The 19,899-nt window shown below is 66.5% G+C and carries 16 protein-coding genes, 1 rRNA gene and 1 pseudogene; 6 read left to right on the top strand and 12 right to left on the bottom strand.

Annotation, left to right across the window (positions count from 1 at the left end; translation table 11 throughout):
* A 16S ribosomal RNA gene (locus tag FHT02_RS17070) occupies positions 1 to 64 on the bottom strand; the annotation flags it as partial.
* Positions 65 to 521: 457 nt separating this feature from the next.
* Here FHT02_RS17070 and FHT02_RS17065 point away from each other — a divergent pair.
* Positions 522 to 2,012 (top strand): oligosaccharide flippase family protein, encoded by a 1,491-nt coding sequence (locus FHT02_RS17065; RefSeq protein WP_184090492.1) that lies wholly within the window; start codon positions 522 to 524, stop codon positions 2,010 to 2,012.
* Here FHT02_RS17065 and FHT02_RS17060 read toward each other — a convergent pair.
* A complete protein-coding gene (locus FHT02_RS17060; RefSeq protein ID WP_184090489.1) occupies positions 2,000 to 2,428 on the bottom strand; it encodes a CBS domain-containing protein in 429 nt (142 codons plus the stop codon). The genes FHT02_RS17065 and FHT02_RS17060 overlap by 13 nt on opposite strands.
* A 62-nt stretch (positions 2,429 to 2,490) precedes the next feature.
* On the opposite strand from FHT02_RS17060, the gene FHT02_RS17055 reads away from it, so the two are divergent.
* Positions 2,491 to 2,793, top strand: coding sequence for a hypothetical protein (locus FHT02_RS17055; protein ID WP_184090486.1), 303 nt, complete (start codon positions 2,491 to 2,493; stop codon positions 2,791 to 2,793).
* 66 nt (positions 2,794 to 2,859) lie between these two features.
* Here the strand turns inward: FHT02_RS17055 and FHT02_RS22095 are convergent, their stop codons facing one another.
* The 5 genes and pseudogenes from FHT02_RS22095 to hisS all read right to left on the bottom strand — a co-directional run bounded on the left by FHT02_RS22095 (position 2,860) and on the right by hisS (position 7,442).
* On the bottom strand, positions 2,860 to 3,093 hold the full coding sequence (locus FHT02_RS22095) for a hypothetical protein (RefSeq protein ID WP_343056981.1): 234 nt from the start codon (positions 3,091 to 3,093) through the stop codon (positions 2,860 to 2,862).
* 399 nt (positions 3,094 to 3,492) lie between these two features.
* Positions 3,493 to 3,678: pseudogene (locus FHT02_RS22090) on the bottom strand (DUF4167 domain-containing protein); the annotation flags it as partial.
* 269 nt (positions 3,679 to 3,947) lie between these two features.
* Positions 3,948 to 4,823: a peptide chain release factor N(5)-glutamine methyltransferase gene (gene prmC, locus FHT02_RS17045; RefSeq protein WP_184090481.1), complete on the bottom strand. Its 876-nt coding sequence runs from the start codon at positions 4,821 to 4,823 to the stop codon at positions 3,948 to 3,950.
* Between the two features lie 224 nt (positions 4,824 to 5,047).
* Positions 5,048 to 6,121 carry a peptide chain release factor 1 gene (prfA, locus tag FHT02_RS17040; RefSeq protein ID WP_184090477.1) on the bottom strand — a complete coding sequence of 358 codons (1,074 nt, stop codon included), beginning with the start codon at positions 6,119 to 6,121 and terminating at the stop codon, positions 5,048 to 5,050.
* Between the two features lie 70 nt (positions 6,122 to 6,191).
* On the bottom strand, positions 6,192 to 7,442 hold the full coding sequence (gene hisS, locus FHT02_RS17035) for a histidine--tRNA ligase (RefSeq protein WP_184090474.1): 1,251 nt from the start codon (positions 7,440 to 7,442) through the stop codon (positions 6,192 to 6,194).
* 603 nt (positions 7,443 to 8,045) lie between these two features.
* Between hisS and FHT02_RS17030 the strand changes: the two genes are divergently transcribed.
* The 3 genes from FHT02_RS17030 to FHT02_RS17020 are packed head-to-tail and all read left to right on the top strand — an operon-like array spanning position 8,046 to position 14,034.
* The gene (locus tag FHT02_RS17030; RefSeq protein ID WP_184090471.1) at positions 8,046 to 9,257 is read left to right on the top strand and encodes an efflux RND transporter periplasmic adaptor subunit; all 1,212 of its coding nucleotides are present in this window, start codon (positions 8,046 to 8,048) and stop codon (positions 9,255 to 9,257) included.
* A complete protein-coding gene (locus tag FHT02_RS17025; RefSeq protein ID WP_184090468.1) occupies positions 9,257 to 12,442 on the top strand; it encodes an efflux RND transporter permease subunit in 3,186 nt (1,061 codons plus the stop codon). Before FHT02_RS17030 ends, FHT02_RS17025 begins: the two co-directional genes overlap by 1 nt.
* A 5-nt stretch (positions 12,443 to 12,447) precedes the next feature.
* Positions 12,448 to 14,034 (top strand): efflux transporter outer membrane subunit, encoded by a 1,587-nt coding sequence (locus FHT02_RS17020; protein WP_184090516.1) that lies wholly within the window; start codon positions 12,448 to 12,450, stop codon positions 14,032 to 14,034.
* Positions 14,035 to 14,195: 161 nt separating this feature from the next.
* On the opposite strand, the gene FHT02_RS17015 is transcribed toward FHT02_RS17020, so the two are convergent.
* Genes FHT02_RS17015 through FHT02_RS17000 form a run of 4 tightly spaced genes read right to left on the bottom strand, consistent with a single transcriptional unit; the run spans position 14,196 to position 17,533 of the window.
* Positions 14,196 to 14,420 (bottom strand): hypothetical protein, encoded by a 225-nt coding sequence (locus FHT02_RS17015; protein ID WP_184090465.1) that lies wholly within the window; start codon positions 14,418 to 14,420, stop codon positions 14,196 to 14,198.
* Between the two features lie 11 nt (positions 14,421 to 14,431).
* Positions 14,432 to 15,058 (bottom strand): 2-dehydro-3-deoxy-6-phosphogalactonate aldolase, encoded by a 627-nt coding sequence (locus FHT02_RS17010; protein WP_184090462.1) that lies wholly within the window; start codon positions 15,056 to 15,058, stop codon positions 14,432 to 14,434.
* Positions 15,055 to 15,930 carry a 2-dehydro-3-deoxygalactonokinase gene (locus FHT02_RS17005; RefSeq protein ID WP_184090459.1) on the bottom strand — a complete coding sequence of 292 codons (876 nt, stop codon included), beginning with the start codon at positions 15,928 to 15,930 and terminating at the stop codon, positions 15,055 to 15,057. The genes FHT02_RS17010 and FHT02_RS17005 overlap by 4 nt, the downstream gene beginning before the upstream one ends.
* A gap of 4 nt (positions 15,931 to 15,934) precedes the next feature.
* Positions 15,935 to 17,533 carry a sodium/sugar symporter gene (locus FHT02_RS17000; protein ID WP_184090456.1) on the bottom strand — a complete coding sequence of 533 codons (1,599 nt, stop codon included), beginning with the start codon at positions 17,531 to 17,533 and terminating at the stop codon, positions 15,935 to 15,937.
* Between the two features lie 195 nt (positions 17,534 to 17,728).
* Here FHT02_RS17000 and FHT02_RS16995 point away from each other — a divergent pair, with 195 nt between their 5' ends.
* Complete coding sequence (locus tag FHT02_RS16995; protein ID WP_184090513.1) at positions 17,729 to 18,463, top strand: FadR/GntR family transcriptional regulator; 735 nt, start codon at positions 17,729 to 17,731, stop codon at positions 18,461 to 18,463.
* Positions 18,464 to 18,472: 9 nt separating this feature from the next.
* On the opposite strand, the gene FHT02_RS16990 is transcribed toward FHT02_RS16995, so the two are convergent.
* Positions 18,473 to 19,840: an FAD-binding domain-containing protein gene (locus FHT02_RS16990; RefSeq protein ID WP_184090453.1), complete on the bottom strand. Its 1,368-nt coding sequence runs from the start codon at positions 19,838 to 19,840 to the stop codon at positions 18,473 to 18,475.
* Positions 19,841 to 19,899 lie beyond the last annotated feature (59 nt).

The following is a 19,899-nucleotide window of genomic DNA, read 5'->3' as shown; positions in this document are numbered from 1 at the left end:
CGACTTGCATGTGTTAGGCATGCCGCCAGCGTTCATTCTGAGCCATGATCAAACTCTCAAGTTTATGTACGACCAAGCCGAGGTGGAATTCCCTGGCCAGGCCGCTCATCTCTAGGAGCCGTTCCTGCACATCTTCACGTATGGAAACGTGTAAAAGGACCTATGGAACGACTTAAGCTTAACGATATCAAACACGCCTAGAAGCCGTGCCGACACCGAGCCGCCGCCCACATGTCCCTTCATCTAAATCAACAATGTCAAAGAGCCGACAAAAACCGACGCCCAGTCGAACCCTACTTTCGTGGGGCCCCTTGGCGCCGTCTATGTGGTGACCACCCCGACACCCGCGCCTCGTTTCCAAGAGCGCCGCGTCGCTGCGGTGAAAGGGCATATATGGGGCACGTCCCCAAGCGTCAACGGGTTTTTTGGAACGAAATTACCCACAGGCCCGAGAACACCCCGAAACCCGCAGAAACCCTCGCCTTTACCCGATCTCAATAGCCCCAACCCATGACAACACCGTGACGCAAAACAACGCCAACCCAACGCCCCACAACGCCGAATCGCTCACGACTCAGGTCCGCAGCGCCGTCATATGGCGGTCGGGGACACAGATTCTGGGCCAGTTGCTTACCTGGGCCTCGACCTTCGTCGTGATCCGCTTACTCGATCCCGTCGATTATGGGCTGTTCGCAATGACCCAGGTCGTGCTGGTCCTGCTCAACATGCTCAACGGATATGGGCTGGCGAGTGCGCTGATCCAGCGGAAAGATGCCGGGGTCCAGGCGCAGCGGCAGCTGTTTGGAATGCTGATCCTGCTGAACGTCGGGCTAGCCGCGGTGCAATTCGCGGCAGCGCCGCTGGCCGCTTCTTATTACCGGCAGCCGATGGTCGCCGATCTGTTGCGGGTGCAGGCGCTGATCTACCTGACCACGCCGTTCGTCGCCCTCCCTTATGCACAGCTGGCGCGGGCGATGGACTTCCGGCGTCAGGCACAGGCGAACTTCGCGTCGGGGATAGCCGGGGCCGTGACTGCGCTTGCCGGCGCCTATGCCGGGTGGGGGGTGTGGACCCTCGTCGCGGCACCACTCGCCATGTATGCGGTACGGGCGATCGGCATGACCTGGGCGGCGGGCACGCTGATGTGGCCGAGCTTCGACTTCCGCGGCGCGGGCGACATGGCGCGCTATGGCGGGATCATGGCGGCGGGGCAGATCTTCTGGTTCGTGCAGAGCCAGGCCGACGTGTTCATCGCCGGGCGCTGGTTCGATCCCCATCTGTTGGGCATCTACACCACCAGCCTGTTCCTGGCGCAGATCTTCGTGTCGAAGTTCGTGCCGCCGCTCAACGAAGTGGCATTCTCAGCCTATGCGCGGTTGCGGGAGGATCCAACCGCGGTCGCCAACGCGTTCGTGAAGTCGGCACGTCTGATCATGGTGCTGGCCCTGCCCTTCTACGCAGGGCTCGCAGTGACGGCGCATCCGCTTGTGGAAGTGGTGCTCGGGCCCAAATGGATCGAAGTGGCTGCCGTGGTGCAATGGCTTGCACTGGCAATGCCGTTCATGACGCTGCAGACGCTCTACGCACCGGCGACTGACGCATGCGGCCGGCCAGAGATAGGCGCGGGCAATGGCGCGATCGGCGCGCTGGTGCTGAGCGTCGCATTTCTGATCGGCGTGCATTGGGGTGTCACCGGATTGGTGGCCGCCTGGCTGCTTGCCTATCCCGTGTATCTGGCGCTCTCGACCTGGCGGACACTACCGGTGATCGGCGTGCGCGCGCGCGTGCTCGGTGCCGCACTGGCGCCGCCGGTGGTTGCCTCGCTGGTGATGGCGGGAGCGGTGAGCGCAGTGGATCATGCGTTGCTGCCGCTGATCCCGCTTCTCCGACTGTTGGCGCTGACCTCCGTCGGCGCGGGCGTATATTGCGGATGGCTCGTGCTGTTCGCGCCGGGGCTGGTCCGAGACGTGGTGGCGTTGATCCGCCACCGGCGCGAACCTCAGGCGGTTTGAATGTAGGCGCGCATGGCTTCGGCTTCAGCTTCGATGCGTTCGATACGGTACTTCACCAGATCGCCGATCGAGACGAGGCCGATGCAGCCGCCATCGTCGACCACCGGCAAGTGGCCGATGCGGCGGCGAGTCATCAGCGCCAATGCAGCGAGGACGGACTCAGTGGGCGCGACTGTGATCGCAGGCGTGGTCATGACGTCGGCGACCTGACGGTCAAGCGCCGCGGCGCCGTCCTGAGCCAAATGATGGATGACGTCGCGTTCGGAGAAGATGCCGGCCACTGCGCCGTCCCGCATCACCGGCACCGCGCCGATGCGGCGTTCGGCCAGTAGCGATACGGCTTGCGCCACCGATTGCGCCGCGTCGATCGAGACGACGTCGTGCCCCTTGCCTTCCAAGATCGCCGCGATGGTCATTGGCCGACTCCGCATGTCCGAGGCAGTTGTTTCTTCCATGATTCGGGCGCAATTGCAAAGCCATGCCGGAGCAAGACCAGGACCTGGACAATCCCGCTTATGCCGCTTTCGCCTGGGGACGGTTCAAGCGGATCTTGTGGTGGATGACTGGCGCGGCGCTGCTGGCGACGGGGGTTGCCGAACTGACGCTCTATTGGTCGCTGGGTGGGCTCGACTGGGTGACGGCGACCGCGACGTTTCTGGGGGTGTTCCTGACGATCATGCTTACTGCGGCGCTGATGGGATTGATGTTCCTGTCATCGGGCAGCGGGCATGACGAACGGGTGGAGGATCCGCTGAGGGACCAAATAGAAATAGGCGACTGAGCAGAAGCCCAGCCGCCGATCCGGCCACTATCTTGTCGACGCCGAAAACGGTCTTGCCGACCGTCGTCAGGCGGCGGGGACTTCGGCATCCTCCGTCCGTACCGTGCGGCGGCGGCGCGGCTTTTTCGGTGCTTCTTCAGACACTTCGGCAGAAGCCGCGTCGCCCAACGCGGGCGGCAGCACGGCCAGATCGAGGCCCTCCCCCGTATCCGCGGGCGTGGCTTCGTCGCGGCGCGGGCGACGCGTGCGGCGGCGAGGCTCCGCCTCCTCGCGCGTTTCCACAGGTGCCTCGGCAGCCACCGGTTGGGGCAGCTCGGCAGCCTGGCCGCCATCCACAGCGGCGGGCGCTACGTTGCCACCAGCATAGCCGTTGCGGCGATCGCGGTCGCGGCCCTCGCGCGGCTCGCGGCCTTCACGCGGCTCGCGGGCTTCTCGTGGCTCACGGGCTTCGCGATTCTCACGGCCTTCGCGATATTCGCCGCGCGGCTCGCGATATTCACGCGGTTCGCGCTGCGGGCGGGCTTCCTGAGGCTGCTGCTGCTGAGGCTGCTGCTGCTCGCTGCCATCGGCATCGAACTCGTCATCGCCGCCGTCCATGTCGTCGCGCTGGCGACGCTGCTGATTCTGTTCTTCGAAGCGCGAGCGGGTTTCGCTCAGCACCCGAAAATAGTGATCGGCGAACTGGAGATAATATTCGGTGTTGACCCGGTCGCCCTGGCGCTGCGCGTCCGAGGCCAGGTTCTTGTACTTTTCGTGCAGCTGGGCAGCGTTGCCCCGCGCGCGATTGTCGATCCGGCTGCCATTGCCCTGGTTGCCGCCACCAGGGCGCTGCTGCTGCTGACCACCACGGCCGCGACGGCGGCCGTTAGCCTGACGATTGTTCATCAAGGTCTGTTTGTCCTGTCTACCTAAGCCGTCCGTCGATCCATCAGCGGTCCCGGATGCACGTTACACTCGCGGCAAGCCCCGGAAGCACCGGTTCCTGCCGTCTGCCATGGCCGCCGGACTGCAGCGGCACGCATGACTTGGAGGGGGCACGAGCCCCGAAATTCAACGACGCATTCTGACGTGGTTGAAAGTGCTTTGCCCCGCCGCGTTCTTAGCCGGTGCAGCATCGATCTCCAAGTGGAAATATGGGTGCTGCGCCGTGCGCTTCAACTCAGCCCTACCACGCGGGGCCGTCCGGCCAAATCCGTGAAGATACGGGGGACGAGCCCGTGCGCGGTGCCCAGCGCGGACACCGCCTCGCCTTGCGTCCAGCCGATTTCGAGCAGCGCGGCGCCGCCGGGCGCGAGCAGGCGGGAAAGTTCGGGGACGATGCGGCGATAATCGTCGAGGCCATCCGCGCCGGCGAACAGCGCGGAGGCGGGTTCATGGTCGCGCACCTCGGGCGGAAGCGCCTCGCCCGTGCCGATATAGGGCGGGTTGGCGAGGATCAGGTCGAACTGGCCGTCGAGCCCGGCGGTCCAGTCGCCGAGGCGGAAGGTGGCGCGGGTGGCGAGGCCGAGCCGGTCGGCATTGCGGCGTGCATAGGCCAGCGCCTGGTCGGAGGCGTCGACCCCCAACCCTTCCGCCTCGGGCCATTGATCGAGCGCGGCGAGGAGCAAGGTGCCCGGGCCGGTGCCCAGATCGAGGATGGTGCGCGGGGTGCGCCGGGCGAAATGCTCAAGCGCGGCCTCGAGCAGGGTCTCGCTGTCGGGTCGCGGCACCAGCGCGCCGGGACCGACTTCAAGGTCGATCGTCCAGAAGGCGCGGGTGCCGGTGAGGTAGGCGACGGGTTCGTGGGCGAGGCGGCGCTGGAGGAGCGCGGCGAAGGTGTCGGGCGCCGCGTCGTCGAGGTGGCGCAGCAGGAGGTCGTTGCGCGTGGCGCCGAGCGCGTGCGCCATAAGGAGCTCGGCGTCGAGGCGCGGTGTGTCGGTGATTGCGGTTAGCTGCTGGGTGGCGGCGGTCAGGGCGGTACGGACTGTTTCCCGCCGATCCTGAATGAAGCGGAAGCCCGTATCAGGCTGCTCAGTCGAATCGCTTGTCATTCTACTCTCCGCCAACGCAACCGCATTGCCATCCAACTCCCCTCCCTGGAAGGAGGGGCAAGGGGTGGGTTAGCGCAAGTGGGGGCTCGATTCTCCCGCTCGCGTTTTCTGACGGCAGTGCCAGAGTTTGTTGGCGCGCAGACGCGCGCACCGACCCCCTGCCCCTCCCTTGCAGGGAGGGGAGTCAGAGCGGACCACGACGCGGAGTTGGGAGGAGTTAAACGTCACCCATCGAGCTGCGCCAGGCGGTCGGCTTCGTCCTGGGCGATCAGGGCGCCGATCAATTCGTCGATCTCGCCTTCCATGATCTCGGGCAGGCGGTGGAGGGTGAGGTTGATGCGGTGGTCGGTCACCCGGCCCTGCCCGAAATTGTAGGTGCGGATGCGCTCGGAGCGATCGCCCGAGCCGACCATCGAGCGGCGGGCGCCGGTGCGCTCGGCCGCCAGGCGCTCGCGCTCGCGCTCGTACAGGCGGGTGCGGAGCACCTTCATCGCCTTGGCCTTGTTCTTGATCTGCGAGCGCTCGTCCTGCTGGATCACGATCGTGCCGGTGGGCAAATGAGTGATACGCACCGCGCTGTCGGTGGTGTTAACCCCCTGCCCGCCCGGCCCGGACGCGCGGAAGATGTCGATGCGCAGGTCCTTTTCGTCGATCTTCAAGTCGACGTCCTCGGCTTCGGGCAGCACGGCGACGGTGGCGGCGGAGGTGTGGATGCGGCCGCCGGCCTCGGTCGCGGGCACGCGCTGGACGCGGTGGACGCCGGATTCGAACTTCAGCTTGGCGAACACGCCGGTGCCGGTGACCGAGGCGACGACTTCCTTGAAGCCGCCGGCTTCGGAACTGCTGCTGGAGATCAGTTCGATGCGCCAGCCCATGCGTTCGGCATAGCGCTGGTACATGCGCAGCAGGTCGCCGGCGAACAATGCCGCTTCATCGCCGCCGGTGCCGGCGCGGATTTCGAGCATCGCCGGGCGTTCGTCGGCGGCGTCGCGGGGGAGCAGCGAGAGGGCCAAGCCACGTTCGGCGGTGGCGAGCGCGTCGTGGTTCGCGCGCAGTTCCTCGTTCGCCATGGCGCGCATTTCTTCGTCGCTGTCCTGCGCCATGGCCTGGAGCGATTCGGTTTCGGCGCGCAGGCGGCGGACTTCACCGGCGGCGACCGCTACGGGCTCGAGCTCGGCATATTCCTTCGACACCTGGACGAAGCGGTCGCCGGGCAAGTCGCCGGTCGCCATCTGCGCCTGCAACTCGTCGCGCCGCGCTTCGATGGCGGCGATGCGGTCTGCGGGGATGGAGATCATTGCGTTGCCCACTCCCCGGCGGAGGCCGGGGATGGGGATGCGCAGCGCGAGCGGGTCCGGGCAGACTGGGTCACCGGCGGTGCTCCAAAAGGCGCGCGGCGATCTGCTCGACCTGGTCGTGCTCGGCAGACGGGATCGCCGAGCGGGTGTTGATCACCGTCCGCTCCTCCTTGCGGCTGATCGAGACCAGCACCTTGGCGTTCACCTTGGCTGCCTTGTCGTAGCGCTTGCGCGGCGAGCCGGTCGCGATCATGTCTGCCGACAGACCAGCAGTCCGAATTTCCTTCAGCAGGCGCTGTGCATCGGCCAAGGCAAGATCGTCTTCGACCGCGAGGATTACGACGGGCTTCTCGCCTGCCGGCTCCTCGATCAGCATCGCCAGCCGCTCGACACCGGCTGCCCAGCCCACGCCGGCGGTTTCGGGGCCCCCGAGCGAGCCGATCAGGCCGTCATAGCGGCCGCCGGCGAGCACGGTACCCTGCGCGCCGAGCCGGTCGGTGACGAATTCGAAGGCGGTGTGGCGGTAGTAATCCAAACCGCGGACGAGGCGGCTGTTGCGGGTCCAGGCGACGCCGGCGGCGTCGAGGCCGTCGGTCACTGCCTTGAAGAAGCTGGCCGCTTCTTGCGTGAGGTATGCGTCGATGTCGGGGGCGCTGTCGGCGACGGCGCGGTCGCCCGGGTCCTTCGAGTCGAGGATGCGCATCGGGTTTTTTTCCAGACGCGTCAGGCTGTCCTGCGACAGCTGGTCGCGGTGCGCCTCGAAATGCGCGACGAGCGCGGCGCGCCAGGCGTCGCGCGTCTCGGCGTCGCCCAGCGTGTTGAGCTGAAGCGTGACGCCTTCATGGATGCCCAGATCGTGGAGGAGCTGGTCGGCGAGGACGAGCAGTTCGACGTCCGCTGCGGGCTCGGGCGCGCCGATGACCTCGGCATCGATCTGGTGGAACTGGCGGAAGCGGCCCTTTTGCGGGCGCTCATAGCGGAACACCGGGCCGGAGGTGGCGAGCTTCAAGGGCGCATATTGCTGCCAGCCCTCAGTAATGTAGGCCCGGGCGATGCCGGCGGTGAATTCCGGGCGCAGGGTGATCGAATCACCGCCGCGATCCTCGAAGGTGTACATTTCCTTCGACACGACATCGCTGGTCTCGCCCATCGAGCGGGCAAAGACGTTCGTCGCCTCGAAGATCGGGATTTCGAGCCGCTGAAAGCAATAAAGCCGGCGGACGCGGTCGAACGCGTCCATCACGGTGGCGAAGCGGCGCTGCTCTTCGCCGAAGATGTCTTGGGTGCCCCGGATGCGCTTGGGGGTTTCGATGCGTGCCATTTGGGGCGGGCTGATACGGGGTTTGTGCGGGTGCGGGAAGAGGGGATGCGTGAGCGAGTTCAATCCTCCCCCGGAGGGGGAGGGGGACCGCGCGACGATAGTCGCGTGGTGGAGGGGTAGGAGCCGCAGGCCATGTCGCCCGTGGAGAGTACCCCTCCACCAAGCTTCGCTTGGTCCCCCTCCCCTCCGGGGGAGGATTGAAGATCCACTCGCTCCGTTCCGGGAAAACTTTTATTTGACCCCCCTTCACATCCCTTTCCGCGCGCCCATATTCCCGTTCGAGTTCAACAACATGGAAGGAGGTGATCTGATGTCTCATTGCACCATGCCGCTCGCGGCGCCCAAGGCTTCAGTTCGCTTCGGCGCACTTTTCGCCTGAAGGCATAAGTAGACATAGTCGCTCGCCGCAGCGGCTAGGCAATGAAAAGGCCGTCTCCCCCGGGGAGGCGGCCTTTTGTCTTTTCGTGCCAAATGGCTGACACATCCTGATACATTTATGCTGTAGATGCCTGCCGCCCAGCCCCCTATGGGCGTTGTTTCCTCACTGAATTTTGCCCCCAGCGGGCTAGCAGAGCGGGTCAGAACATCTTGCAGCAATCCCCCATGACGAGCGCCCGCCGATCCACGGTCCTTTTGCTGGCGGCGGCATCGCTGCTGGCGTCATGCGGCGGGAGCAAGGATCCCGCACAGAAGGGCGGCGGGCGTGGGCCGACCGGCCCGGCGCAGGTCGGATTCGTGGTGGTGCAGCCGACGAGCGTGCCGGTGACAACCGAGCTGGCGGGGCGGGTGACTGCGTATCAGATGTCCGAGGTGCGGCCGCAGGTGGCCGGGATCCTCCAGAAGCGGTTCTTCACCGAAGGATCGATCGTGAAGGCCGGGCAGACGCTCTACCAGATCGACCCCAGCATCTATCAAGCGCAGGCCGCGCAGGCGCAGGCCAATCTGCAAAGCGCGCAGGCCAATGCCAATGCCGCGCGCATCCGGGCGCAGCGCTATCGTCCGCTCGCCGAAATGGAGGCGGTCAGCCAGCAGGAATATACCGATGTCGCGGCGCAGGCCCAGCAGGCCAACGCCGCCGTCGCGCAGAACAATGCCGCGGTGCAGACCGCGCGGATCAATCTTCGCTTCACCAAGGTGCCCGCGCCGATCACCGGGCGCATCGGCCGATCGCTGGTGACCGAGGGTGCGCTGGTGACGACCAACCAGACCGATCCGCTGGCGGTGATCCAGCGGCTGGACCCGATCTTTGTTGACATTCAGCAATCGAGCGCGGCGATGCTTTCGCTGCGCAAGGCGATGGCCAAGGAAGGGGTGATCCCGGCCTCTGCGACCGTGCGGCTGGTGCTGGAGGATGGCAGCGACTTCGGGCGGACCGGCACCGTCCAGTTCTCCGAAGTGGTGGTGGACCAGAATACCGGCACGGTGACGCTGCGCGCGCGGTTCGACAATCCCGAGGGGCTGCTGCTGCCGGGCATGTTCGTGCGCGCGCAGTTCGCCCAGGCGATCGACACGCAGGCATTCCTGGTGCCGCAGGCGGGCGTGTCGCGCGATCCCAAGGGAAATGCGACCGTGTATGTCGTCGGCCCGGGCAACCGCGCAGTGGCGCGCACGGTGATCGCCGAGCGGACCCAGGGCGCGTATTGGATCGTGACGCAGGGGCTGGCCCCGGGTGACAAGGTGATCGTGCAGGGCACCGCGAACCTGCGGCCCGACGCGGAGATCCGGCCAGTGCCGGCCACCACGCCGCAGAAGATCGCCGCGCCCAAGGGCGGCGGCGGTGCCGCGGGCGGTTCGGGCCAGGCGAAGGGCAACTAATGTCGCGGATCTTCATCGATCGCCCGATATTCGCCTGGGTGCTCGCGATCATCGTCATGCTGGCGGGCGTCGGCGCGATCCTGACGCTGCCGATCGCGCAATATCCCGATGTGGCGCCGCCCCAGGTCAATGTGCGCGCCACCTATCCCGGCGCGTCGGCGGAAACGATCCAGAACTCAGTCACGCAGGTGATCGAACAACAGCTGACCGGGATCGACGGGCTGCTGTATTTCAGCTCGTCGTCCAACTCGCGCGGGCAATCCACGGTGTCGGTCACCTTCGAAAAGGGCACCGACCCCGACATCGCGCAGGTGCAGGTGCAGAACCAGGTGCAACAGGCGCTGTCGCGGTTGCCTGCGCAGGTGCAGCAGCAGGGCTTGCGCGTCACCAAGTCCAACGCCGACCAGCTCCTGCTTGTGGGCGTGTATGACGAGACCGACCAGCGCACCAACCAGGACGTGTCCGATTACCTGGCGTCGAACCTCCAGGATCCGCTGGGCCGCGTGGAAGGCGTGGGCGAAACCGACGTGTACGGCGCGCCTTATGCCATGCGCATCTGGCTGAACCCCGATCGGCTGGCGTCCTACCAGCTGATGCCGTCCGACGTGATCACGGCAATCCAGAACCAGAACACCGAGGTTGCCGCCGGCGAGATCGGCGGCACGCCGATGCCCAGCGAGCAGCGGCTGAACGCAGTCGTGACGGCCCAGTCGCGCCTGCAGACTCCGGCGCAGTTCAAGGCGATCATCCTCAAGACGCAGACCAACGGCGCGACCGTACGGCTGGAGGACGTCGCGCGGGTGGAACTGGGTGCGGAAAGCTATGCCGTCATCACCCGGATCAACGGGCATCCGGGTGCGGGCCTGTCGATCAGCCTGGCGCCGGGCGCCGACGCCCTGTCCACTGCCGAAGCCGTGAAAGCCGAGCTCAACCGGCTGTCGCGCGGCTTCCCGCCGGGCTTCAAGGTGGCCTATGCCAACGACACGACCACGTTCATCCGCCTGTCGATCCAGGAAGTCGTCAAGACGCTGATCGAGGCGATCATCCTGGTGGTGATCGTTATGTTCGTGTTCCTGCAAAGCTGGCGCGCGACGCTGATCCCGGCAATCGCAGTGCCCGTGGTGCTGCTGGGCACTTTCGCGATCTTCTCGGTCGCGGGCTTCTCGATCAATACGCTCACGCTGTTCGGGCTGGTGCTGGCGATCGGGCTGCTGGTCGACGACGCGATCGTGGTGGTCGAGAATGTCGAGCGGTTGATGGAGGAAGACCCCGAGCTCAGCCCCCGGGAAGCGACGATCCGGTCGATGGACGAGATCCAGGTCGCGCTGGTCGCTATCGCGCTGGTGCTGTCCGCGGTGTTCCTGCCGATGGCGTTCTTCGGCGGATCGACCGGAGTGATCTATCGCCAGTTCTCCATCACCATCGTGTCGGCGATGATCCTGTCGGTGCTGGTGGCGCTGATCCTCTCGCCAGCGCTGACCGCCACGTTGCTGAAGCCCAAAAACGAACAGCACGCCGGGTGGGTCGAACGACGGCTGCCGCGCGCCGGCGCCTTTTTCGGGGCTGCGCGCGACAAGTTCAACCGCGGGTTCGAGCGGGGCACGGAGCGATATGTCCGCTCTGTACAGGTCGTGGTCGACCGCAAATGGCTGGTTCTGGCGATCTACGCGATTGTGCTGGTGCTGCTCGCGCTGCTGTTCGTGCGGCTGCCGACCGGCTTCCTGCCGAACGAGGACCAGGGCGCCGCGCGCGTCCAGTTCCGTCTGCCCGCAGGCGCGACGCAGGGGCGCACCGTGGAGGTGCAGCGTGCGGTTGAACGCTATTGGCTGGAGCAGGAGCGCAACAACGTGGGCACGCTGTTCACCATCGCCGGCGGCGGCGGGGGAGCCAGCGGGCAGAACACCGGCGCGGCGTTCCTGAACCTGGCGCCTTGGGAAGCGCGCGAAGGCGCCGAGAACACGGCTGAAGCGATCGTCGCACGCGCTTCAAACGCTTTCCGCGGCTTTCGCGATGCGGAAGTGTTCGCGCTGGTACCCGGCGCCATTCGCGGGCTGGGACAGACCAGCGGCTTCGAAATGCAGCTTCAGAATACCGGCGGTCTCACACAGGCCGAGTTCAACGCCGCGCGCGACCGGCTGATCGCGGCCGCAAACCAGGATTCGCAGCTGGACCGCGTGCGGCTGAACGAGCTTCCCGATAACGCCACCCTGCGCGTCAATGTCGACCAGCAGAAGCTGGCCGCGTTGGGCATCAACCAGGGCGACGTCAATTCGACCTTGGCCGCGGCCTGGGGCGGACGCTACGTCAACGACTTCATCGACCGCGGCCGAGTGAAACGCGTCTATGTCCAAGGCGACGCGCCGTACCGGGCCGAGCCAACCGATCTGGGATTGTGGTTCGTGCGCACGAACAGCGGACAGATGGCGCCTTTCACTTCGTTCGCCAGCACCGGCTGGAGCGTCACCCCCACGACGCTGTCGCGGTTCAATGGCGTGCCCTCCTACCAGGTCCAGGGTCAGGCCGCGCCCGGCGCTTCGTCAGGCGAAGCGATGGACCGGATCGCGGCACTGGCGCGCCAGATTCCCGGCCTCTCGGTCGCATGGTCAGGGCTGTCTTATGAAGAGCGGCTGTCGTCGGGGCAGGCGCCGCTGCTTTACGGCCTGTCGTTGCTGGTGGTGTTCCTGTGCCTGGCCGCGCTGTACGAAAGCTGGTCGATTCCGGTCGCGGTGTTGCTGGTCATTCCGCTCGGGCTGGTCGGCGCGGTATTCGCCGTGACGCTGCGTGGACTGCAAAACGACGTGTATCTCCAGATCGGGCTGCTGACGACCATGGGGCTGGCGGCGAAGAACGCGATCCTGATGATCGAATTCGCCGAGCGTGCGGAGAAGCAGGGCAAGCGCGTGATCGAGGCTGCGATGGAAGCTGCGCGGCTTCGCCTCCGCCCAATTCTGATGACCAGCCTTGCCTTCATCTTCGGCGTGCTGCCGCTCGCGATCTCTACCGGTGCGGGCGCCAACAGCCGAATCGCGATCGGCACGGCGGTGATCGGCGGCATGATCACCGCGACGGTGCTGGCGATCTTCTATATCCCGCTGTTCTTCGTGCTGGTGCGCCGCGGGGTCCGCGACGGGCTCGAGGCTATCCGCAAACGGACGCGCCGCAATCGTCCGGAGGCGACGGCATGAACCACATGAAACGCGCAGCGCTGGTGCTGTTGGCGAGCGCAACGCTGGCAGGCTGCAAGACGATGGCGCCGGATTATGTGCGGCCCGAAACGCCTGTGCCGCCGAGCTGGCCGCTAGGCGACGCGTACCTCGCGCAAAGCGAAGCGGCGTTGCCGGCGGTGACGTATCAGGACATCTTTCGCGATCAGCGCCTGCAGGCGCTGATCCGCCAGGCCCTGATCAACAATCCCGACCTGCGCGTGGCGGCGGCGAACATCCGCATCGCGCGCGAGCAGTATCGCATCCAGCGCGCCGACTTGCTGCCGGAGATCGGCGCGGGCCTGGGCGGCACGGTTTCGGGCGGGTCCGGTAGTGGGTCGACGGTTACCGGCGGCAACAGCGGCACCGGCAATGGCGGCACTGGCACCGGAGGAACGGGCACCGGAGGAACGGGCACCGGAGGAACGGGAACAGGCGGAACCGCGGGAGGAAGCGGCACCGGCACCGGCACGGCCGTCACTGGTTCGGGTTCGGGCACCCGGACGCGCTTTTCGGCGAGCGGTGGCGTGACCGCGTTCGAACTGGACCTGTTCGGGCGGATTGCCTCGCTGACCGAAGCCGAGCAGAACCGCTATTTTGCGACGGAGGCGGCGGCGCGGGCAACTCGGCTGACGCTGATCGGCGACATTGCCGATGCGTGGCTGACCTATGCCGCGGACAAGAGCCTGCTCGCCATTGCGCAGGATACCGCGGAGAGCGCCGAGCGAAGCGTGCGGCTGACGCGCGCCCGGCTGCAGGGCGGCATCGCGCCCCGCACGGATCTGCGCCAGGCCGAACAGATCCTGGAAGGCGCACGCGCCGATCTTGCCTTGCAGACTACTGCGCTGGCGCAGGATGTGAACGCATTGCAGCTGCTGGTCGGCAATCCCGTCGCCGAGACGCTGCTGCCGCGCTCGATCGATGAGGCCGCGCCGAGCGTCACCGAACTGCCCGCCGGGGTGGACTCGCAAGTGCTGCTGCGCCGGCCCGATGTGGTGCAGGCGGAATATACGCTGCGTGCCGCCAATGCCGAGATCGGCGCGGCCCGCGCGGCGTTGTTCCCGCGCATCACCCTGACCGGCGTGCTGGGACTGGCGAGCGATGCACTGGCCGGATTGTTCCGCGGCGGTGCCTTCACCTGGTCAGGCGGCGCGAACGCCAATTACTCGATCTTCAATGCCGGGGCGGCGCGGGCGGGCGTGCGGCTGACCCAGGCGCAGCGCGATGCGTCGGTTGCGGCCTATGAGCGCACCATCCAGATCGCGTTTCGCGAAGTGGCGGACGCGCTGGCCCGGCGCGGGACCGTGACCGAGCAGCTGCGCGCGACGGGTGCGCAAGCCGAGGCGGCGGCGGACACCTATCGGCTGGCCGAAGCACGCTATCGCGGCGGGATCGATACGTTCCTGGCAACGCTGGACGCGCAGCGGTCCTTGTACGCGGCACGGCGGACGCTGGTGACGACGCGGCTGACCCAGGCAAGCAATCTGGTGACGCTGTACCGGACGCTGGGCGGCGATTCGATGCTGGACGCGCGGAGCGATGGGCCTGCGCTGATGGGGCCCGACGCGCAATAATAACCGGTTCCTCGACGGGTACCTCAATCTTCCCCGGATGAGAGGGGAACCGCGCACGCAACTGCGTGGTGGAGGAGTATGTGCGTCATGGGACTCGCTCGCAGAGACTACCTCTCCACCAGCTTTGCTGATCCCCCGCCCCCCTTCCGGAAAGGACCTGGTTACTCGGTTGCGTTCTGTGCCCGGTCGGCGTCCAGGCCAGCCGCGCCGTCATTGACCCCGTTGTCGGTCAAGTCCGCGCCGGGCGCGCCGGTGGCGCCAAAGGGATCGGCGGCGATGTCGTTGGCCTGTTCGCCGGAAGTCGTGTTGTCGACCGACGCATTGGGCGTGGCGGTTTCACCGCAGGCGGCGAGCGCAAGCGTGGCGGCTAGAACGGCGTAGCGCATCGAACTTTTCCTCAGGCCAGGGCAGCAACAAAGGCGCGGGCATTGGCGCCGACCTGGTCGGCGGTGAGGCCGACCTTATACAGCGCCGAACCCAGACCGAAACCGGTGGCGCCGGCTTCGCGCCAGGGGCCCATATTGTCGGGAGCGATGCCGCCGACCGGCAGCAGGCGCATGTCCTTGGGGAGGACGGCGCGCATTGCCTTGAGCACGCTTGGGCTGGCAGCCTCTGCCGGGAACAGCTTGAGCGCGGTAGCGCCGGCGTCGATGGCGGCAAAGGCCTCGGTCGGCGTCGCGACGCCGGGGAGCGAGACCAGGCCCGCGGCGGCGCTGGCGGCGATCACCTGCGTGTTGGCGTTCGGGGAGATGATCATGGTGCCCCCGGCGGCGCGGACCGCCTCGACCTGATCGACGTTGAGTACCGTGCCGGCGCCGATGATCGCCCGCCCCTCGAAGCGCTTGGCGAGGCGCGCGACGCTGTTGAGCGGATCGGGCGAGTTCATCGGCACTTCGATCAGGGTGAAGCCGGCCTCGACCAGCGCCTCACCGATGCCATCGACTTCATCGGGCTTCACCCCGCGCAGAATGGCGATCAGCGGGCAGCGCGCGAAGGCGGCGTCGAAGGCGGTGATATGGCTCATTGTTTTGCGATCTCGTTGATGCCGGCGACGAACGCGGCGTGGCTGTCAACTAAATGGGCGGTGCGACCTTGGGCTTCAATTGCCGCGGCGTACAGCCCGCCGAGCATCGGATCGGCGAGGATGTGGACAGTGTCGTGGCCGCTGGTCTCGAGCCGCGCGGCGACATCGGCACCGATCAGCAGGCCCGAGGCAAAAGCCGCGGCGTCCGCATCCTCGCGCGTGCCCAGCATCTTGGCGGCGCGAATGCCAAACAAGGACGCGGCGAGATCGCGGCGGCGGCCTTCCTCTACCCCTTCCAGAAACGCAGTGCCGGGCGTCACCTCCGCGGTAAGCTGAGATGCGAGCAGGCCGTGCTTCTTCAAAAGCGCGAACAGCTCGCCGGTCATCGCGGTGGTGAAATCGGCGACCCGGCCGCCGGCCATATACACCCATTTGCAGTGCGTGCCGGGCTGGGCGAGCAGCGCGTCGTCGGGGACAAGGCCCGCGGCGACCGCGCCGAGCAGTTGGACTTCCTCGCCGCGCATGACGTCAGGCCGTCCGGCGATCAGGGTGGAGATGCCGGGCACGATGGCGGTACGATCATCGATCCAGACCAGGCCGGCGGCAAGCTCGGGTACGCCCGCAGGTGCCGCGACATAGGGCGCCACCTGCCAGCCGATGGTGGAGCCGACCATGCCGGCGAGCAGCATCGGCAGGTCGCCGAAGCGCTCGCGGATGCCCGCCGCTTCCTGGTCGAAGTCGCCGGGGGTCACGGCGGTCACGCCGCGATCGTCGCGTTCGGTGCGGGCGACTTGCCCGTCTTCGATCAGGAAGACGCGGCGATTGGTGGTACCCCAATCGACCGCCAGGAAACGCGCACCGAACACCGACATCAGTTCACCACCAGGTTGCGTAGAGTGCGATCAGGATCAGGATCACGCCGACCCCTGCGATATTGAACGTCGCCGGGGTGCCGAAGCTGACGCCTTCCATCGTGACTCGGTTGGCGTCGCCGCGTCCCTTGACCACCAGCGAGACGATCACCGCCAGCGCCAGGCTGATCAGGAAGACGAGGCCCATGCGGTTCATGAAAGGGAAGTCCGGCATGCCGACCTTGAACGCATAGGAAAGCAATACCGATGCAATCGCGGCGACGATCGCGCCCCATTCGCGCGCGCCCTTCCAGAACAGGCCGAGCAGGAAGATCACGGTGATGCCCGGCGTGAAGAAGCCGGAGAATTCCTGGATGAACTGGAAGGCCTGATCCGACTGGCCGATCAGCGGACGCGCGGCGATCAGCGCGATCACCACCGCCACGGCGGCGACGATGCGGCCAACAAGCACGAGGTGCTTTTCCTGTCCCTCAACGCCGGTGCCGTTCTCCCCGCGCGTATTGATGCCGCGGCCCTTGGCATAGAGGTCCAGGGTGAAGATGGTCGCGATCGAATTGATCTTGGACGCGGTCGAGGCGATGATCGCGGCGATCAACGCTGCGAACACCAGACCGAGCAGTCCGGGCGCCAGCAGGCGCATCATCGTGGGATAGGCTTCGTCGGGCTTGCCCAGCTCGGGCGCCAGGATCACCGCGGCGATTCCCGGGAGCACGATGATCACCGGCATGATGAGCTTCAAATACGCGGCGAACACCACGCCCTTTTGCGCCTCGCCCAGGTTCTTGGCCGCGAGCGCGCGCTGGATGATATACTGGTTGAAGCCCCAATAAGAGAGGTTGGCGATCCACATGCCGCCGACCAGCACCGAGATGCCGGGCAGATCCTTGTAGAAGGGGTGATCGCTCGACAGGATCATGTCGAAGTGGCCGGGGACGCGATCGGTGAGGACGCCGAAGCCGGCGATCACGCCCTGCCCTCCGCTGATCTCGTTCAGGGTCAGATACGAGATGACGAGGCCGCCCAGCACCAGCAACGTGACCTGGACGATGTCGGTCAGCGCGACGGCCTTGAGCCCGCCGTACAGCTGATAGAGCAGCGCAAACGCGCCGAGCGCAATCAGCGCGGCGTCCTGGTCGACGCCGGCCACCTTGTTGACCGCGATCGAGCCGAGCCAGATGATCGAGGTGAGGTTCACGAACACATAGAGCGCGAGCCAGAACACCGCCATCAGCACCGGCAGGATCTTCCCGTACCGCTGCTCCAGGAACTGCGGCATCGTATAGATCTCGTTACGCAGGAAGATCGGCAGGAAGAACTTGCCGACGATCAGCAGCGTGAGCGCGGCCATCCACTCGTACGACGCGATCGCGAGGCCAATGGCATAGCCCGATCCCGACATGCCGACGATCTGTTCGGCCGAGATGTTGGCCGCGATCAGCGACGCGCCGATCGCCCACCAGGGGAGCGACTTGGACGCGAGGAAATAATCGGACGTGTCCTTGGCGTGACCCGCCTTTTCGCGGCTGACCCATTGGGCGAGCCCGAATATGCCGATCGCGTACACGATGACGACGATCAGATCGATCTGCGAGAGACTGGTCATGGCGTCCTTCCCCTAAGGTGCCCGCGCCGCCGGCTTGTGCCGGGCTATCCGCGTCATGATTGCGGCAAGCCGAGCCGCTGCTGTTCATTTATCGTATTTATTTGCCTTGTCCAGCGACGCCATACCGCTAACGTGCGTCAAAAATGCGGGTCCGCGCGAACGATCCCCGCAGTGGAAGAGGGTTTGAACAAGGCCATGGCCACCAATTATCCAAGCCTGGGAAGCCGCGCCGAGCGTCCGCAGCTGGGGCGAAACCTGACCTATGGCATGCTCGACAGCTTGGGGCGCGCCATCGTCACCGGGCACTATGAGCAGGAAGTGTTCCCGACTGAGGCGGAACTGGCGAAACAGCACGGCGTCAGCCGCTCGGTGACGCGCGAAGCGGTGAAAATGCTCACCGCCAAGGGGCTGCTGAGCGCCCGTCCACGCCAGGGCACGGTGGTGCAGCCGTCGCAGAACTGGAACCTGTTCGACACCGATGTGCTGCGCTGGCTGCTGGAACGCAAATTCTCGATCGATCTGCTGCGCCAGTTCAACGAGCTGCGCGTGGCGATCGAGCCCGAAGCTGCGGCGCTGGCGGCGCGCGTGGCGAGCGCGGACGATCTGCGCGCGATTTCGTCCGGACTCGACCGGATGGAAGCCGCCGAGCGCGGCGACGACGATCCACTCGACGCCGACATCGCCTTTCACGTCGCGATCCTGCGCGCGTCGGAAAACCCCTTTTATGCCCAGTTCCGCGACGTGGTGAGCACGGCGCTGCGCACTTCGATCCGCTTCACCAACCGGATCAAGGGGCACACTGCCAGCCTGGCCGAACATGCCGCCGTGCGCGACGCGATCGCGGCGCGCGATCCGGAGCGGGCACGCGCGGCGATGCGGGTGCTGATCGGCGACGTGCTGACGCTGATCGGCCAGGCAGACCTCGCCTAGCCCTGCGGCTCAGCCGAGCGTGCGGGCGGCGGCGAGTGCCCGCTCGCGGCCCTCGCGGTGGCCGATGATCTTGGCCGGATAGTCCGCAGGCCGGCAGCCGGCGGCGTCGGGATCGTGGATCGCGTCGTCCGAAAGCCCGGCAAGCTCGGGCACCCAGTGGCGGATATAGTCGCCCGCGCCGAACTTCTCCGACTGGCTGAGCGGCGCCATGATGCGGCTGAACATGTTGGCGTCGATGCCGGTCCCGGCGATCCACTGCCAATTGACTGCGTTGTTGCCATAGTCGGCGTCGACCAGGCAGTCCCAGAACCAGCGCTCGCCCACCCGCCAGTCGATCAGCAGATGCTTCACCAGGAAGCTCGCGGTGATCATGCGGACGCGGTTGTGCATCCAGCCGCTGACCCAGAGCTGGCGCATGCCGGCGTCGACGATCGGATAGCCGGTGCACCCGGTCTGCCACGCCTTCAGATCGGCCTGCGCGTCCTCACCCGTGCGCCAGCGCAGCGCATCATATTTCGGACGGCCGTTGCGGCTGGCATAATCGGGCAGCGCGCGAATGACGCCGTCGGTGAAGTCGCGCCAGGCGAGTTCCTTGAGGAACTTGTCGGCATCGGTTGCGCCGCTCACCTGCGCGTAGAGTTGGCGCGGCGAGATTTCGCCGAAATGCAGATGCGGCGACAGGCGGGACGTGCCCTCCGCTTGCGTGGGCAGGTTGCGCGCTTCCTCATAGCTCCCGACGCGCTCGGCCCAGTCTTCCGCCCTTTCGAGTGCCGTGGCCTCGCCGGGCCGCCAGTCGTCGCCGAACGCCTTTGCCCAGTTCGGCCGTGTCGGCAGCAGCGCCCAATCGGCCAACGCATCACTGGCCGGCCATCTGTCGGGCCCGGGGATGCGCTCGGGCTCCGCAAGCGGCGCTTCGGGGGGCAGGAACTGCTGAAGCGCGCGCCAGAAGGACGAATAAATCCGGTACGGCTGGCCCGCGCCGGTGGTGATATGCTCGATCGGGGCAAGGTGATTGCCGGCATGCAGGCACAGCGCGTCGCCAAGCGCGTCCTCGGCCTCGCGCCACCAGGGTTCATAGTGGCTTATCGCGTGGATCCGACGCGCACCCGTCTCGGCAAGGAGGTCCGGGAGCACGGCCTGGGCGCGGCCGCGGCGCAGGATCAGGCGGCTGCCCTTTTCCTTCAGGCTTTGCGCCAAGCTGGACAGGCTGTGGTGCAGCCACCAGCGCTGCGCCCCGCCAATCCGCCAATCGCCCGGCGTCTCGTCATCGAGGATATAGACCGGGATGACCGCACCAGCCTCCACCGCGGCGTGGAGGGCGGGCTGGTCCTGAAGGCGAAGGTCCTGACGGAACCAGAGAAGAACGGGATCGGGCACGACGCTGGCTACGCCTGGCGGCAGCGCGGGTTCCGGCCGCGAGTCAGCGCACCGCCGGC

The sequence above is a fragment of the Sphingomonas xinjiangensis genome, assembly GCF_014199255.1.
In the GTDB taxonomy this organism is placed as follows: Bacteria; Pseudomonadota; Alphaproteobacteria; order Sphingomonadales; family Sphingomonadaceae; genus Sphingomonas; species Sphingomonas xinjiangensis.
This window is presented reverse-complemented; position numbering and strand designations above follow the sequence as displayed.